The organism is Chroococcidiopsis thermalis PCC 7203 (genome assembly GCF_000317125.1).
Taxonomy (GTDB): domain Bacteria; phylum Cyanobacteriota; class Cyanobacteriia; order Cyanobacteriales; family Chroococcidiopsidaceae; genus Chroococcidiopsis; species Chroococcidiopsis thermalis.
On sequence record NC_019695.1, the window covers coordinates 5,124,921 to 5,138,763 of the forward strand.

Here is a 13,843-nt window from a genome sequence, read left to right on the forward strand (position 1 = left end):
TCAGTCATTCTCAGCATCCCGCTTGCTTGGCTCGATAGCCATAAATGTTCCAGGTGGTGGCATTTTTGATGCTTTGATTGCTCAAGCTGCCTTGAAAGCACATGTAAACATTCTCCTGGCATTGAATCCAAATCATTTTACTCGCCTTGGAGATGCGATTGCCAATCTCGTACAAGTTTCTGAATAATATTTTAGTAGGTCGATCGCATATGCAAAATACATCTGAATATCTCTGCGCTTATTGTGGCGAACCTAATGCTACGTTTGTCGATCTTAGCGGGGGAATGCAGCAATCTTATGTGGAAGACTGCCAAGTTTGCTGTCAGCCTAACGTACTTTATATTTATATTGACGAGGATAATTTAGACATAGAAATTAGTAGCGAACCTGAAAGTTAAACTGATTTATTCTTTAACTAATAAAACTGATTTAACAGGACGCTGAATTTGTTTTCTGTAGTAAACTCCTTTTCGCTTTTATCCCCCAATTTCTTGCTGAAAGCGCCGATCGTTAATTAACCCTTCAAAATCGGGATCGGCTTGTGCTTCTTCGCGGTGGCTGGGATTGAGTTTAATTGCTTGCTGCAAGTTTTCTAAGGCAGATTCGGCTTGTCCTTGCAAAGCATAACAGGCAGCTTTATTGTAATAAGCATTGGAATAATCAGATTTAATTTGTAGAGCGCGATCGAAACTCGTTAATGCTTCTGCATCCCGTTCTAGTTGTACGAGGAGATATCCTCTAGAGTTCCAAGCTTTGAATGAGTCGGGATTAAATTCGATCGCCTTATCGTAAGATGCGATCGCGTCTTCATACCTTTCCAATACCTCTAATGCCATTCCCCGATTCAACCACGCTACTGCACTATCGGGTTTTATTTGTACGGCTTTGTCAAATGATTGAAACGCTTCTTCATGGCGTTGTAGTTTTCCTAAAGCAACACCGCGATCGATCCAAGCTTGATAGTATTGTGGGTTAATTTCTACTGCTTTGTCATAAGCCGCGATCGCTTCAGCCAGTTTGCTCGCTCTTCCCAACACAATCCCGCGTTGGAACCAAGCTTTCTCATCATTTGGTTCGACTTTGAGGACTTTATTAAACGCCGCAAATGCACCTTCATAGCGTTTTAATTCTTTCAATGCCAAACCCCGTTGATACCAAGTTTCGGGATTGTTAGGACGAACTTCCAATACTTTATCGTATGCTGCGATCGCTTTTTCGTATTGTTGTAATTCCCAATGTGCTATTCCTAGTTGATACCATACATCGGGGTTATCGGGTTTCAATTCTAAAGCCCGATTGTAGGCGACAACAGCAGCTTCGTATCTACCTTCAGCAAATAAAGTATTACCCTGATTTACACAATCTTCTGGGTTAAGGAATAAGTGCGGTTGATTCGATCTCAGGCGTTCGATCTGCGCTGTCAATTCCTCTAATTTCTCAGTCATTTCAGCAAATGCCGCTTCTGCGATCGCTTTGGGAGCAACTTCTGCTAAATTATGCAAAATTAACTCTTTCTGGGTTGTTGCCTCCGATTGCAAATCTTTTAAGAAACTAGACAGCGTGGTTTCTAATTTATCGATCGCTTGCAACGTTTTATCTTTCCGAGTTTGAATTTCTGCTTGAATACCCGAAAGTTTATTTCTCGCTTCGGTTTCCAGTTCTGCTATGCTTTGAATTGTCCGATCTTGTTGAGATTTAATTCCAGCTTGAGTATTTTCCACCTCAGATTCATACTCAACTTCTCGCGTTTTGAGGTTTTGAATGGCTTGCTCGATTTCCGTTTGCAGTTTTGTCCCAGATGCAGAAATTTGAGCGGCGATCGCTTGGCGCAACTTTGCTATACTCTCTAGCGCCAAATCGTTTTGTTCTTGAAACTTTCGTGCAGTTTCAGTTTTAATTTCAGCTAGTTGTGGCGCAAATTCAGATTGTAAGGATCTGAGATTTTGTAAAATTGTGTTTCTTTCTGCTTGCGCCTCTGTTTGAATCGCATTCAATTGTTGCTTGTAATCTGCTTCCGCTTGTTTCAAGCCTTGAATCACAACGTCTCGCTGCTTTTGAATATTTCCCCGCAGTGCTGATAGTTGTTTTACAACATCTGTTTCCGATCTGCTCAGGTTTTGCAAAATTGTATCTTTCTGTTCCCGCACGTCTGCTTCCATTTCTGCTAGCTTAGGCGCAAACTCCAGACTCAATCTTTCTAAGTTTTCTACTAATAAATTTCTTTGAGTTTGTGACTGCTGTTGTAACTCATTGAGCCGCGCTACAAATGCTGTTTCTGACTGTTGTAATTTCCTCAAAATACCGTCTTTTTGTCCCTGTACCTCTGCTTGCAACGCAGCTAGTTGAGGCGCAAAATCCGCACTCAGTCTTTCTAAATTGCGGATTGTTAAATCTTTCTGATTTGCTGCCTGCTTTTCCAGTTCAAACAATTGAGTAATAAATGTACCTTCTACTTGCCTGAAGTTTTTTAGAGAACTATCTTTTTGCTCGATAATATCGGCGTTGAAGGCATTAACTTGAGTGTCGAAATCTGTTTTTGCTTGCACGAACTGTCGTAAAGCAGTATCCCTACGCTTTTCTATTTCTGCTTGTATTACTGATAACTCACCATCAAACTCCGATTTCGCTTGCTCGAATTCTTGCAACGTTAGAGATTTTTGTGCTTGTGCATCTGCTTGTAATGCTAAAACCTGAGTATCAAAATTTGTTTTCGTCTGTTCAAATTGTTGTAATGCAACATCTTTTTGTCCTTGCACATCAATTTGAAATTCTGAGAGTTGGTGAGTAAAAGCAACTGCTAATTGTTCTAAGTTCCCCAAAATAGCTTCTCGTTGCTTTTGAGTCGTCCCTTGGATATCATTTAATTGTTGGATAAAGTCTTGCTCCGATCGCTTCAAATTCTGCACGATCGCATCTTTTTGTGCTTGTACGTCGGCTTGCAATTCCATCAGTTGAGGTGAAAAATCAGCCCCTAATTGTTCTAAATTACGTAATATTAAATCTCTGTGCTTCTGCGCTCCTAAATGTAAATCTGTCAGTTGTGTAGAGAACTGATTTTCTAAATTTTCTAATGCTTGTTTAGAACTATTGACTTGAGTAGCTAGATCTGATAAGACTTGATTCTTAGTTTGGTAGACTTCAGAAATTAGCTGAGAGAGATTATTTCTTTTAGCATTAATTTCTTGGTGTAAAGTATCTGCCTCATTATCCATATCCTCAGCGATACCTTGAGCTGCACGCAACAGCTTTTTCACTTCTTGGTTAGCAGTATTCAGCTTACTTTCTAACTCTCCCACCTCTTTAATACGTGCTGCAACTAAATCGGCTACCTCGCGCACCACGGATCGCCGTAGCAAAAACAGAGTCGCGATCGCCAAAGCTAAAATGAGTACTAGGACGGCAAGCAGAATGTTAAATATCGTTAACGTCTGGCTAAATATGCGATTTGCTTCGGCTTGAACTTGCTGTTGGACTGGACTTTGTTGTTGGCTATTTGGCTGTAACTGCGCTACCTGTCTTTCTTGGCTAATGTTAGTTTGGGTAGCTGTTTGGGCAAGAATGGGCTTATTAGCGCTAGCAACTCCAGCACTTGCAATACCTACAGACAGCAGGAAAGTAGAGAGAACCTTTCCACTACGGGATACCAGTGTCAAGACTTCTGAATGCTTGCGTTCCATCGGTACTTCCTTTGTCTGTTTAATAGAGACAACTATATCCAAATATATCGTTCCTAGTTAAGTATCTCTCGATTGGACAGTCGGGAGTCGGTAGGGGCGGGTTTTGACCCGAAATGTTTAGTTCTAGCAGTCAAAATGTTTGCTAAACCCGCCCGTACAGGAGTCGGGAGTCGGGAAAGAGTGTAGGATGTAGTGTGTGGTAACTGCTTACTAATAACCGACAACTGATAAAGTGGCAACATTAGCGATCGGTATGATTGAGACTGCGGGCGTTCCTGCTGCTGTGGAAGCTGGGGATGCGATGTGTAAAGCGGCGCTGGTGACTCTTGTTGCATACGAAAACACGGATCTCGGTCGCATTACAGTTATCATCAGAGGCGCTGTTTCTGAGGTGAATGTAGCTATTACAGCTGGCTTAGCAGCTGTGTTGCGGGTTAATGGCGGCGAGATCCTTTCCCATCACATTATTGCTCGTCCTCACGAAAATTTAGAGTATATCTTACCAATTCACCGCACTGAAGATGTAGCTCAATTTCAGCACGATATTTGCTTTCCCCCACCTTTGTCGGCGTAGAGAAAGACAAGGAAGACAAGGAAGACAAGGAAGACAAGGGAGACAAGGGAGACAAGGGAGACAAGGGAGACAAGGGAGACAAGGGAGACAAGGAAGACAAGGGAGAGGGGGGAGACAAGGGAGACAAGGGAGACAAGGGAGACAAGGGAGACAAGGGAGACAAGGAAGTAATTTTAGCCACTAGCCACTAGCCACTAGCCACTAGCCACTTATGGGTCAAAAAGTAGCATTTTGGTTAATTCCCGCCACCGCCGATAGAATCTTCTTTCAGGAAGCTATCGATCGCCTTGCCGAAAATTACGCTGCTTTCTCCTTCACGCCTCACGTTACAATTTACTGGGGAGAATTTGCAGATGATGCATCTCTAACTGAAATTTTAGAGCAGGCAGTTCGAGGAATTAACGCTTTTAGTTTACAGTGCGATCGCGTCTTATATACAGACCAATTTACGAAAACTCTTTTCGTCCAATTTCATCCCAGTATAATCTTAAGTCAGATTACAGAGTCAATTCGGAATCACTCCCAGTCCCCTGCCGATTTTACTCTCAATCCCCATCTCAGCTTGATGTACAAACATCTCGATGCAGATGTAAAACAATCAATAGCTGCAACCATTTCTCTACCGAGAACTGAGGTTTTTTTCGATGAAATTCAAGTATTGCTGACTCCAGATACCGCTCAATCGCAAGCAGATATTGAAAATATTACATCGGTTATCAGTTGTCAGTTACCAGGGAGTTGTGAGTAGGGACGCACAGCCATGCACCCATACAGCGGTGAGTGATGCGTGACAAATTACCCGTGACAAATTACCAAATCTGCAAAAAATCAAATAATAGTAATAAATCTTTACTTCTTGTCCGATTGCTTTTCTGCTGTGCAGTCGGTATAGTAGCGATCGCAACTAATAAATACACTATTCCGATAAATTAACCGTTGATTAAAGCTATAGCTTGTAGAGCTGCGATCTCAGATCTCAGATGTAAAAACTAACCTTTATGGGAGATAACTATGGCGATTCCAAGCGATGTGGAATTAGGTACGCATAGACCAACTCAAACTCGGCTCAAGATTCGCATACCCAAAGGCTTGCATAGCGAACCAGTCATTTCTCGCCTCACTTCCCAGTGTGGGATTACTGTAAACATTTTGGCGGCTTTACTGAGTGCGAATGGACGCGATGATGGTTGGTTCGATTTAGAACTTCATGGGACAAAACCTCAGATTGGCAACGCGATTACCTATTTGAACGACTTGGATTTAGAAATTTGGGGACACTCTACGCCAGAAGAAGACGGCTGGTAAGCAAGTTAAAAGCTAAAAGTGAAAAATTCGCAGGGGTGGGTTTAGCTAGAATCCTTAATAACTAACGAAGATCTCTCACTAAAACTCGCCCGTACAAATAAAAGTACGATTTTAGTGGGGCGATCGCGATCGCGCGTGCAAGGTATACATGACATATTGTTATACGATCGTCTTGACGCTGCTAGTGTATGCCTGATGGAATTTGACATCATCTCTCAAGCCAAAACTCCAATTCTGGAGGCTCTTTGGCAATGTGCAACTCGAATCAATCATGCTCCTTTCTATACCCCAGGACATAAACGGGGAGAAGGAATCACCCAGCAGCTAGTAAATTACTTTGGTAAAGCCATATTTAGTGCTGACTTACCAGAATTGCCGGAGTTAGATAACCTATTTGCACCCCAAGGAATCATTCAGGAAGCGCAAGAATTAGCCGCAGTCGCGTTTGGAGCGGAAAAAACCTGGTTTTTAGTCAACGGTTCAACTTGTGGTGTAGAGGCAGCAATTTTAGCAACTTGTGGGGTAGGAGATAAGATTATTCTGCCGCGTAACGTGCATAATTCAGCGATCGCAGGTCTAATTCTCTCTGGTGCTGTCCCTATTTTCATTGCTCCTGCATACGATCCGGTGCTGGATATCGCTCACAGCATCACTCCTGAAGCAGTAGCCGCAGCCTTAGCCGCACATCCCGATGCCAAAGCGGTGTTGATGGTATATCCAACATATTACGGTGTATGTGGCGATCTAAATGCGATCGCTGCTGTAGTTCATCAACATAATATTCCTTTATTAGTTGACGAGGCGCACGGTTCCCACTTTGCCTTTCATTCCGAATTGCCTACCCCTGCCTTAGCAGCTGGCGCAGATTTAAGCGTACAGTCAACTCATAAGGTTTTAGGGGCATTGACTCAAGCTTCAATGCTACACGTTAGCGGCAATAGAATAGATCGCGATCGCCTAAATAAATCCTTACAATTATTACAATCTACCAGTCCCAGTTATTTACTTTTAGCCTCCCTAGATGCCGCACGGCAACAAATGGCATTATACGGCGAGGAATTGATGACGAAAGCTTTGCGCTTAGCTGATGAAGCCAGAAACCGGATTAGTCAAATTCCCAATCTTTCAGTTTTACAGATGCCAGCAAAAAACTCAGGCTTTGTTGCACTTGACGAGACGAGACTTACCGTCACTGTCTCCGGTTTGGGGATCGCGGGATTTGAGGCGGATGAAATCTTGCATCAAGAATTAGGCGTTACAGCCGAATTACCATCTTTACAGCACCTCACGTTTATTATTTCCTTGGGCAACACAGTAGCAGATATCGAGCGACTGGTAGAAGGTTTTGCTGTTCTGGCTGAAAGATCTACACAAGTAAGTCAAAAGTCGAAAGTTAAAAGTCAAAACCAACTCCAAATTCCGAATTCCGTCAGCCGAAGGCGAAGCGAAGCGTTATTCCGAATTCCGAATTCTCTTCTCACACCGCGTGAGGCTTTCTTTGCTCCAACAGAAACACTACCATTTCATCAGACACGCGATCGCATCAGTGCAGAACTTATCTGTCCCTATCCTCCAGGGATTCCTATTTTAATGCCAGGAGAAATCATCACCTCAGAAGCATTGGAATACCTACAACAGATTCAAGTCAGTGATGGATACATTACCGGATGCACCGAGCCGAGTCTCACTCAGTTAAAAGTAGTTAAGAAGTGAGTTACTTTGTAGAGACGTTACATGTAACATCTCTACACTGATAACTGATAACTGGTCACCGATCGCTGATAACTGCTCCCTGCTCATCAGGTAATTCCATAGTGAATGTAGTCCACCCTTCCTGACTTTCTACCTGAAGCGTTCCTTGAAGGTGTTCTACCAATTTTTGTACTAAAGTTAATCCTAATCCCGTACCCCCTTGTTTCCAGCGATCGCTGTTGTGAATGCGATAAAATTTTTCAAAAATCTTTGGTAATTCTGTTGCGGGAATTTCTGCTTGGTTGCGGACGGTAAAGATCGTGCGTGTAGTTGGTAGTTGGTAAGCGGTGCAAGGCGCAAGTTGCGGCTGCACGCTTACGACGATCGCGCCTCCCATTGGAGTATACTTACAGGCATTGTTTGCTAGTTCGGCGATCGCTCGCTCCAAACTGGCGCGGTCTGTCAAGATTTGCGATAGATTAGGATCGAGCCGAATTTCTAGTAATTGTTGATTTTCTTGGGCGCGAATCAGAAAAGGCTCCATAATTTGAGGTAGCCATTCTTGTAAGTTAACCGCTTCTTGTACGAGGGTGGGATAAGACGCTGTTTCTAATCTTTGCAGATCGAGTAGTTCGGTAATCAACTCAGCTTCTCGATTGCATTCTGCTTGCAAGATTTCTAAATATCGTTGTCTTTTTTCACTACTAGGAGAAGTTTTTAACATTTGAATTGCCATTTTCATGTTGGCAATCGGTGTACGTAACTCATGAGAAACAGTGCTTAAAAAATCATCTTTGAGTTCGTGCATCTTCTCCATTTGCACCAACATCTGTTCTTGCTCGATTTGTTTTTGATGCATAGCTTCGACCTGCTGTCGTTCGCTAATATCCTGAAAAACTAACATCGTGCCTACAATGTTTCCTCGATCGTCTTTAATTGGCGCAATGCTGTCGTCAATGGGTATTTCTAAACCATTTTTATCGATCAGTTGCGATCGCTCTGAAATCTCGACTGTTATTCCTTTCTGTAAAGCTTGTTGAATTGGGTGTTCTGATATAGTTTGTGTCGGGATAATTTTGACAACTTCTGTTGCTTCTTTACCGCAGGCATCTTGTCGATTCCAACCAGTCAGAGCTTCTGCAATTGGATTCATCAAAGTAATTTTTCCTTCTGTATCGCTAGCAATTACGCCATTATTAATACTTTTTAATACAGTTCTCAACCAGTATTTGTTTTGTTTGAGATTTTGTTCTACTAAATATTTATTTAGCGCGATCTCGATTGTTGTTTTTAGTTCTTGCTCTCTAAAAGGTTTGACAATATAACCAAAGGGGTGTGTTGCCAGCGCTCTAGTGACAATGTATTCGTCGGAACTTGCAGTTAGATAGACCACAGGAAGCTCGAAATGATGATGTAAAATTTGAGCTACCGCTATGCCGTCCATATCTCCTTGCAAGCGAATATCCACGAGTACTAAGTCTGGTTTGAGTTCGCTAATTTGTGCGATCGCATCTTCTCCAGTTGCGACAGTTTTACAGACATGGTAACCAAACTTCTGTAGCCGATTTTCTATATCTTTGGCAACGATCCCTTCGTCCTCAACCACCAATATTTTTGCTGGAATATTCATTCTTTTGTAAACTCAGTCTAGATCGAAAATCTCACTATGAATTCCGTACCAAAATCTTTTTTAGTTAATTCAATATTTCCTTTTAGCTGGTTGGTTAATATATTGACTATTTGTAGTCCTAAAGATTTAGTATTTTGCCAATTAAGTTCTAGCGGTAATCCAATTCCATCATCGCTGACTTTGAGAATGACATGATTATGAGTTTGAGGTTCTTCAAATTGAACTGCAATACAAATTTGCCCAAATTGCCTCTTTTTGAAAGCATGTTTCATTGCATTTGTTGTAAGTTCGTTAATAATCAAGCCGCAGAGAATAGCAATATCTATACTTACCCAAATTGGTTCTGTTGCAAGTTTTAAAGTAACTTGCTTGCAATTGAGTTTAGCAGTGTCATATGTACTGTATAAATTATTAACTAGTGTTTCAATATAATCAGCTAAATTAATTTGAACGAAATTTTGAGATTGAGAGCGATACAAGAGATCGTGAACCAGAGCCATAGAAAAGATCCGAGCCTCACCCGATTTTAGAATTTCTAGCGTTTGGCGATCGCTGACATAGTTTGTTTGTAAACTAAGCAAACTAGAAATCATTTGTAGATTATTTTTAACGCGGTGGTGAACTTCTTTCAACAAAAAATCTTTTTCTCGTTCTACAGCTTGAATGCGTGCTGCTGCTTGCTTCTGCTCGGAAATGTTGCGATTAATTCCAGTCATCCAGATCGCTCGATCGGCATCATCATAAAAAACTTTACCTTGTCCCGCCAACCAACGAATATTACCATCAGCACTAAGAATGCGAAATTCTTGCTCAAATTCTCCCGTTCTTTCCAGCGCGCGGGTAATAGCTTCGCTGAACGAAGCACGATCTTCTGGATAAATCCGATCGAGAACAGCTTCGTAAGTACCTGCAAATGTCCCAGGTGCGAGATCGAATAAAGCCTCTTGTTGCAAAGACCACTTAAGTTCGTGCGTATGCAAATTCCAGTCCCAAATTCCTATCTGCGATGCTTCTAAAGTCAAATGCAACCTCTCTTGACTCTGGCGGAGCAACTCTTCACTACGTTGGCGATCGCTAACATCGCGCACGACTTGAGAAAAACCTTGAATTTCTCCGCTACTATCTTTGAGAGCTGTCGTGACGACATTCGCCCAAAACCTAGAGCCATCTCGTCGTATCCGCCAGCCTTCCGTTTCCAGACGCTCTTGCGCGATCGCTGTTTGTAATTCCTGTTGGGGAATACCGCTTTCTATGTCGGTATAGGTGTAAAATCGAGAGTAGTGTTGCCCGATCGCTTCTCTAGCTTTATAGCCTGTAATTCTAGCCGCTCCTGCATTCCAACTGGCAACTATTCCATCAGCATCGAGCATGAAAATTGCGTAATCTTTCACTCCCTCAATTAGCAGACGGAAACGTTCTTCACTTTGGAGTAAAGTTGCTTGGCAATGTAACGCTGCGACTTGGCTCTGTTGCGCTCGCACTCTAGCAGAGTTAAGGATAGCAATAGCAGTACAGATACAGATGGCTTCGAGAACGAAAATCGTTAGGCGCAAGCCTTGCTCCCAACTCGCGATGGATAGCACGTATTGAGGAGGGAGGAAAAAATAGTTGCATAAGATTGCTGCGAGTGCTGTTGCTGCTAATCCCGCTCCCATTCCACCACACCAGGCACTGACCAAAATCGCAATGAAAAACAGCATAAATGGGCTTTCTTTATGGATTAGGGTAGCGAGAAAGAGCGTGACAACTAAGGCGATCGCCACTGTCAACACTGCTACACCGTAACGCCAAAATAGAGATTTACGCTTAACCACTGCTCAGAAGTTTTTCCATAAAATCATTAGATCGGCTCCAGATAATAAGCATATCTGTTTCTCGACTTGATTTTGTCCGTAAATTCTCTGAAGTCGCTTAGTAATAACAGCAAACCTTCATCTGCGTCCCCGTGCTTCCCCGCTTGCACGAGCGCTTGCTCTTGTGATAAACGTAACTCAGTAATTGTACTGAATTTAAAAGCTATGTTGCGATCGCATCTGTAGTTTTTATGCAGTCGCTTTTATGTCAAAGGCGATCGCAATTCTATAAATGTCGATTGCTAGTAAACTTGATATAGTTTAAGTCCGATCGATTCGATTTGAGAAACTTTTTAACTATTCAACTATCGGAGGTTGCAAGTCATGGCATTAGCAGTGATTAAATTTTCGTCTGAAGACTGTGGAATTTGCCATAAAATGTCTTTCTACGATCGCAAAGTTAGTGAAGAATTAGGCTTAGAATTTATCGATGTCAAAATGCAAGATACGACAACTTATCGCAAGTATCGCAAGATTTTATTAACTCAATATCCAGATAAAGCCGAAATGGGATGGCCCACTTATATTATTTGCGATACGCCAGAAGGCGACTTCAAAATTGTGGGCGAAGTGAAAGGGGGTCATCCCAAAGGGGAGTTTAGAACGCGCTTGCAAGAAGTCGTGTCTGCTAACTAATGCAGGAAAGCAAAAATTCGTAGGGTGCGTTATTTAACGCACTCTACCATAACTCTCTTTTAGACAATTTCAAACGATTTTACCTCTAAGACGGGACCGATCATCGCTAGGCTCATCACATCTTCTTTTACCTCTCCAGCAACTTTCACTTTTTGTCCGTCCTTCAGCAATTCCTTGGCAGTCCCTCTAGGAATCTCATATGTCGTGCCGTCATCTGCAACCAAAGCCCAAGCCCCAGTACCAATATCGCGCCGCTCGATCGTCCCTGTAATGTTAATACTCATCTTATTCGATCCATGTCGTATTACTACTCTTATACTAGGGGCGCTTGAGCTAGGAGCTACGGGAACCAGGAAAATGAGACACAAAAATCCCCCCTTTGGAGTAAGGAGGGTCGAGAGATGTTGCGTCTCTATTGGTCACTGGTCACTGTTAACTGACTAAGCTTCCTTCACCTTTCATTGCCAACCAAGCGATCCCATAACAGGCTAAAGCATTACCGATCAGAAAAGTACGAGCGATCGCCCCACTTCCCAACCAGCCTAAATCGGGTGCGATAAAGGCACTGATTAACAAGCAGCTAGCGACACCTAAAGCTGTACCGACAGCAAATTTCTTCCAATTCGGATTTCCCAGCAGTAACACGATTAACACGAAGGGAATCACTACGCTGGCAAAGAAGGGGTTTAACTCAGAGTATCCCTGAATAGCGCTACCGAGTTCGGGAATGGAACTGCCCAGCAAGCGGAAGGGCCATTGAGGTAGGTCGAAGATATAAAAGCCTTTGAGGAAGAATAAACCCGAACTGCCTGTAACTAACCCCCATGACAGCGACCAACTCCAGGTAAAGGGGAAGTAAACCCGCAAGAACCAAGCCAAGAGGTAAGAACCGAGTACCATCAGGACTTTAGGTAATAATGCCACTGCACCACCATCAATCCAGAAACGGGGGTTGAGGTAGCCGTTATCCCGCAGCCAGCGGAAGAAGTCTTTGAAGGTAATTTGTCCGCGCACGGCAAGTTTCACGGCGGCGGATGCATCTAAATGTCCCGCACCGTAGTAGTTGAGTCCGTCATCTTGCACGACTCTGGCGGACTTTTGCAGAACGCTTTCTACTTCATCTGGGTCTTGTATCCCAGCAGCTTTAACTAAGGCGGCGACTCCGGCAACGTGGGGAGATGCCATGCTGGTTCCTTGGAATCCGGCAAATACTGGTTCTTCCGTATCTGGATCGATAGTTTCTTGGACGATTTTGCCGGAATTACTGCCACCAGGAGCAGAAAGATCGATTCCTGCACCGAAATTAGAGTAGGGGGCTTTTTCTCCCGCTGAATCGATCGCCGAAACTCCAATTACGTGAGGATAGCGGGCGGGGTACTCGGCAGCGTTGCTATTGGCATTGCCAGCAGCGGCGACGACTACGACACCTTTTTGATGGGCATAGGCGATCGCTTCTTTCATCATTTCGCTTTCACCACCACCACCTAAGCTCATATTAATTACGCCTGCGCCGTTGTCAGCAGCAAAGCGGATGGCTTCGGCAATATCGGAGGTCGTACCCGTACCACCTGCACTTAAGACTTTCAGGGGCATGAGCGTGGCTTCGTAAGCCACACCTGCGACACCATAATTGTTGTTGGTTGATTGCGCTACCGTACCTGCTACGTGAGTCCCATGCCCGTTGTCGTCATCTGCTGCAACTTTATCATTTACAAAGTCGTAGCCTTCGACGAATTTGGTATTTTTCAGGTCTGGAACTTGACTAATGCCCGTGTCAATCACAGCAACGGTTACGCCGCTACCTTTGGTTTCATCCCATGCCGACTCAATGCTAATACTACGCATGTTCCATTGCTGACCGTATTGGGGGTCGTTGGGAACCTCATAGGCGCGGTAAATGTAGTTAGGTTCGATATATTCGGTAGATTTAGCGATTTTGGAGTTTCTCAGGCTAGTCAGAGTCTGGCGATCGCCTTCCACGACATATACATTATCTGCTGCGGAAAACTCACTATTAAGCCGAGGCTTGACTTTGTATTGCTGCGCGATCGCGTTTAATTTAGCTTCTATCTCCGTATTCGGCACATTTTCCCGAAAATCTAGCACAATGGACTGATATTCGCCTTTAGCTGCCAGACCTTGAAAGCTTGACAGAGCAAACCACAGCCCGCCAATAAACAAACACAGTAGAATAAACTTTTTCATACCTGCAATCCATCTGTACTGAAGCGGCAGTAGCTTAATCTACAAGATAACTCATGCGATCGTCCTACAAACAAATGTTGCAGAATTCTTACAGTTATCAGTGGCTGGTGGCTGGTGGCTGGTGGCTAGAAGAAGAGTTTCACTCTGCTAGCCAATGCGTTACTATCCACTCACATTAATTCTCTAAATCCCATTACAACTTTAGTTGCTTGAGGGCAGTTTGTAGACTTTCAGCGATCGCTTCAAACTAGCAGGAATTACCATTCCAACA

The 13,843-nt window shown here is 43.3% G+C and carries 13 protein-coding genes and 1 pseudogene; 9 read left to right on the forward strand and 5 right to left on the reverse strand.

What is annotated here, in order from left to right; all coding sequences use genetic code 11:
• Positions 1 to 40 precede the first annotated feature (40 nt).
• A pseudogene (locus CHRO_RS32805) lies at positions 41 to 187 on the forward strand (VapC toxin family PIN domain ribonuclease); the annotation flags it as partial.
• 22 nt (positions 188 to 209) lie between these two features.
• On the forward strand, positions 210 to 398 hold the full coding sequence (locus CHRO_RS22285; protein WP_015156486.1) for a CPXCG motif-containing cysteine-rich protein: 189 nt from the start codon (positions 210 to 212) through the stop codon (positions 396 to 398).
• A 78-nt stretch (positions 399 to 476) separates the two neighbouring features.
• On the opposite strand, the gene CHRO_RS22290 is transcribed toward CHRO_RS22285, so the two are convergent.
• Positions 477 to 3,677, reverse strand: coding sequence for a tetratricopeptide repeat protein (locus CHRO_RS22290; protein ID WP_015156487.1), 3,201 nt, complete (start codon positions 3,675 to 3,677; stop codon positions 477 to 479).
• 253 nt (positions 3,678 to 3,930) lie between these two features.
• On the opposite strand from CHRO_RS22290, the gene CHRO_RS22295 reads away from it, so the two are divergent.
• The 5 genes from CHRO_RS22295 (at position 3,931) to CHRO_RS22315 (ending at position 7,269) form a co-directional block, all read left to right on the forward strand.
• Entirely contained in the window at positions 3,931 to 4,251 is a 321-nt protein-coding gene (locus CHRO_RS22295; protein WP_041463413.1) for a carbon dioxide-concentrating mechanism protein CcmK, read from the forward strand.
• Positions 4,224 to 4,442: a hypothetical protein gene (locus CHRO_RS22300; protein WP_015156489.1), complete on the forward strand. Its 219-nt coding sequence runs from the start codon at positions 4,224 to 4,226 to the stop codon at positions 4,440 to 4,442. The genes CHRO_RS22295 and CHRO_RS22300 overlap by 28 nt, the downstream gene beginning before the upstream one ends.
• Before the next feature lie 20 nt (positions 4,443 to 4,462).
• On the forward strand, positions 4,463 to 4,999 hold the full coding sequence (locus tag CHRO_RS22305; RefSeq protein WP_015156490.1) for a 2'-5' RNA ligase family protein: 537 nt from the start codon (positions 4,463 to 4,465) through the stop codon (positions 4,997 to 4,999).
• Between the two features lie 263 nt (positions 5,000 to 5,262).
• A complete protein-coding gene (locus tag CHRO_RS22310; protein WP_015156491.1) occupies positions 5,263 to 5,556 on the forward strand; it encodes an NIL domain-containing protein in 294 nt (97 codons plus the stop codon).
• A 195-nt stretch (positions 5,557 to 5,751) separates the two neighbouring features.
• Positions 5,752 to 7,269, forward strand: coding sequence for an aminotransferase class I/II-fold pyridoxal phosphate-dependent enzyme (locus tag CHRO_RS22315; RefSeq protein WP_015156492.1), 1,518 nt, complete (start codon positions 5,752 to 5,754; stop codon positions 7,267 to 7,269).
• Positions 7,270 to 7,324: 55 nt separating this feature from the next.
• On the opposite strand, the gene CHRO_RS22320 is transcribed toward CHRO_RS22315, so the two are convergent.
• On the reverse strand, positions 7,325 to 8,878 hold the full coding sequence (locus CHRO_RS22320; RefSeq protein WP_015156493.1) for a hybrid sensor histidine kinase/response regulator: 1,554 nt from the start codon (positions 8,876 to 8,878) through the stop codon (positions 7,325 to 7,327).
• 17 nt (positions 8,879 to 8,895) lie between these two features.
• Positions 8,896 to 10,692, reverse strand: coding sequence for a PAS domain S-box protein (locus CHRO_RS22325; RefSeq protein ID WP_015156494.1), 1,797 nt, complete (start codon positions 10,690 to 10,692; stop codon positions 8,896 to 8,898).
• A 363-nt stretch (positions 10,693 to 11,055) separates the two neighbouring features.
• On the opposite strand from CHRO_RS22325, the gene CHRO_RS22330 reads away from it, so the two are divergent.
• Positions 11,056 to 11,367, forward strand: coding sequence for a hypothetical protein (locus CHRO_RS22330; RefSeq protein ID WP_015156495.1), 312 nt, complete (start codon positions 11,056 to 11,058; stop codon positions 11,365 to 11,367).
• A gap of 59 nt (positions 11,368 to 11,426) precedes the next feature.
• Here CHRO_RS22330 and CHRO_RS22335 read toward each other — a convergent pair whose 3' ends face one another.
• Together CHRO_RS22335 and CHRO_RS22340 are read right to left on the reverse strand one after the other, a co-directional pair.
• Positions 11,427 to 11,651, reverse strand: coding sequence for a DUF1344 domain-containing protein (locus CHRO_RS22335; RefSeq protein WP_015156496.1), 225 nt, complete (start codon positions 11,649 to 11,651; stop codon positions 11,427 to 11,429).
• 148 nt (positions 11,652 to 11,799) lie between these two features.
• Positions 11,800 to 13,572, reverse strand: coding sequence for a S8 family peptidase (locus CHRO_RS22340; protein ID WP_015156497.1), 1,773 nt, complete (start codon positions 13,570 to 13,572; stop codon positions 11,800 to 11,802).
• Positions 13,573 to 13,625: 53 nt separating this feature from the next.
• Between CHRO_RS22340 and CHRO_RS34535 the strand changes: the two genes are divergently transcribed.
• A complete protein-coding gene (locus CHRO_RS34535; RefSeq protein ID WP_256498612.1) occupies positions 13,626 to 13,751 on the forward strand; it encodes a hypothetical protein in 126 nt (41 codons plus the stop codon).
• Positions 13,752 to 13,843 lie beyond the last annotated feature (92 nt).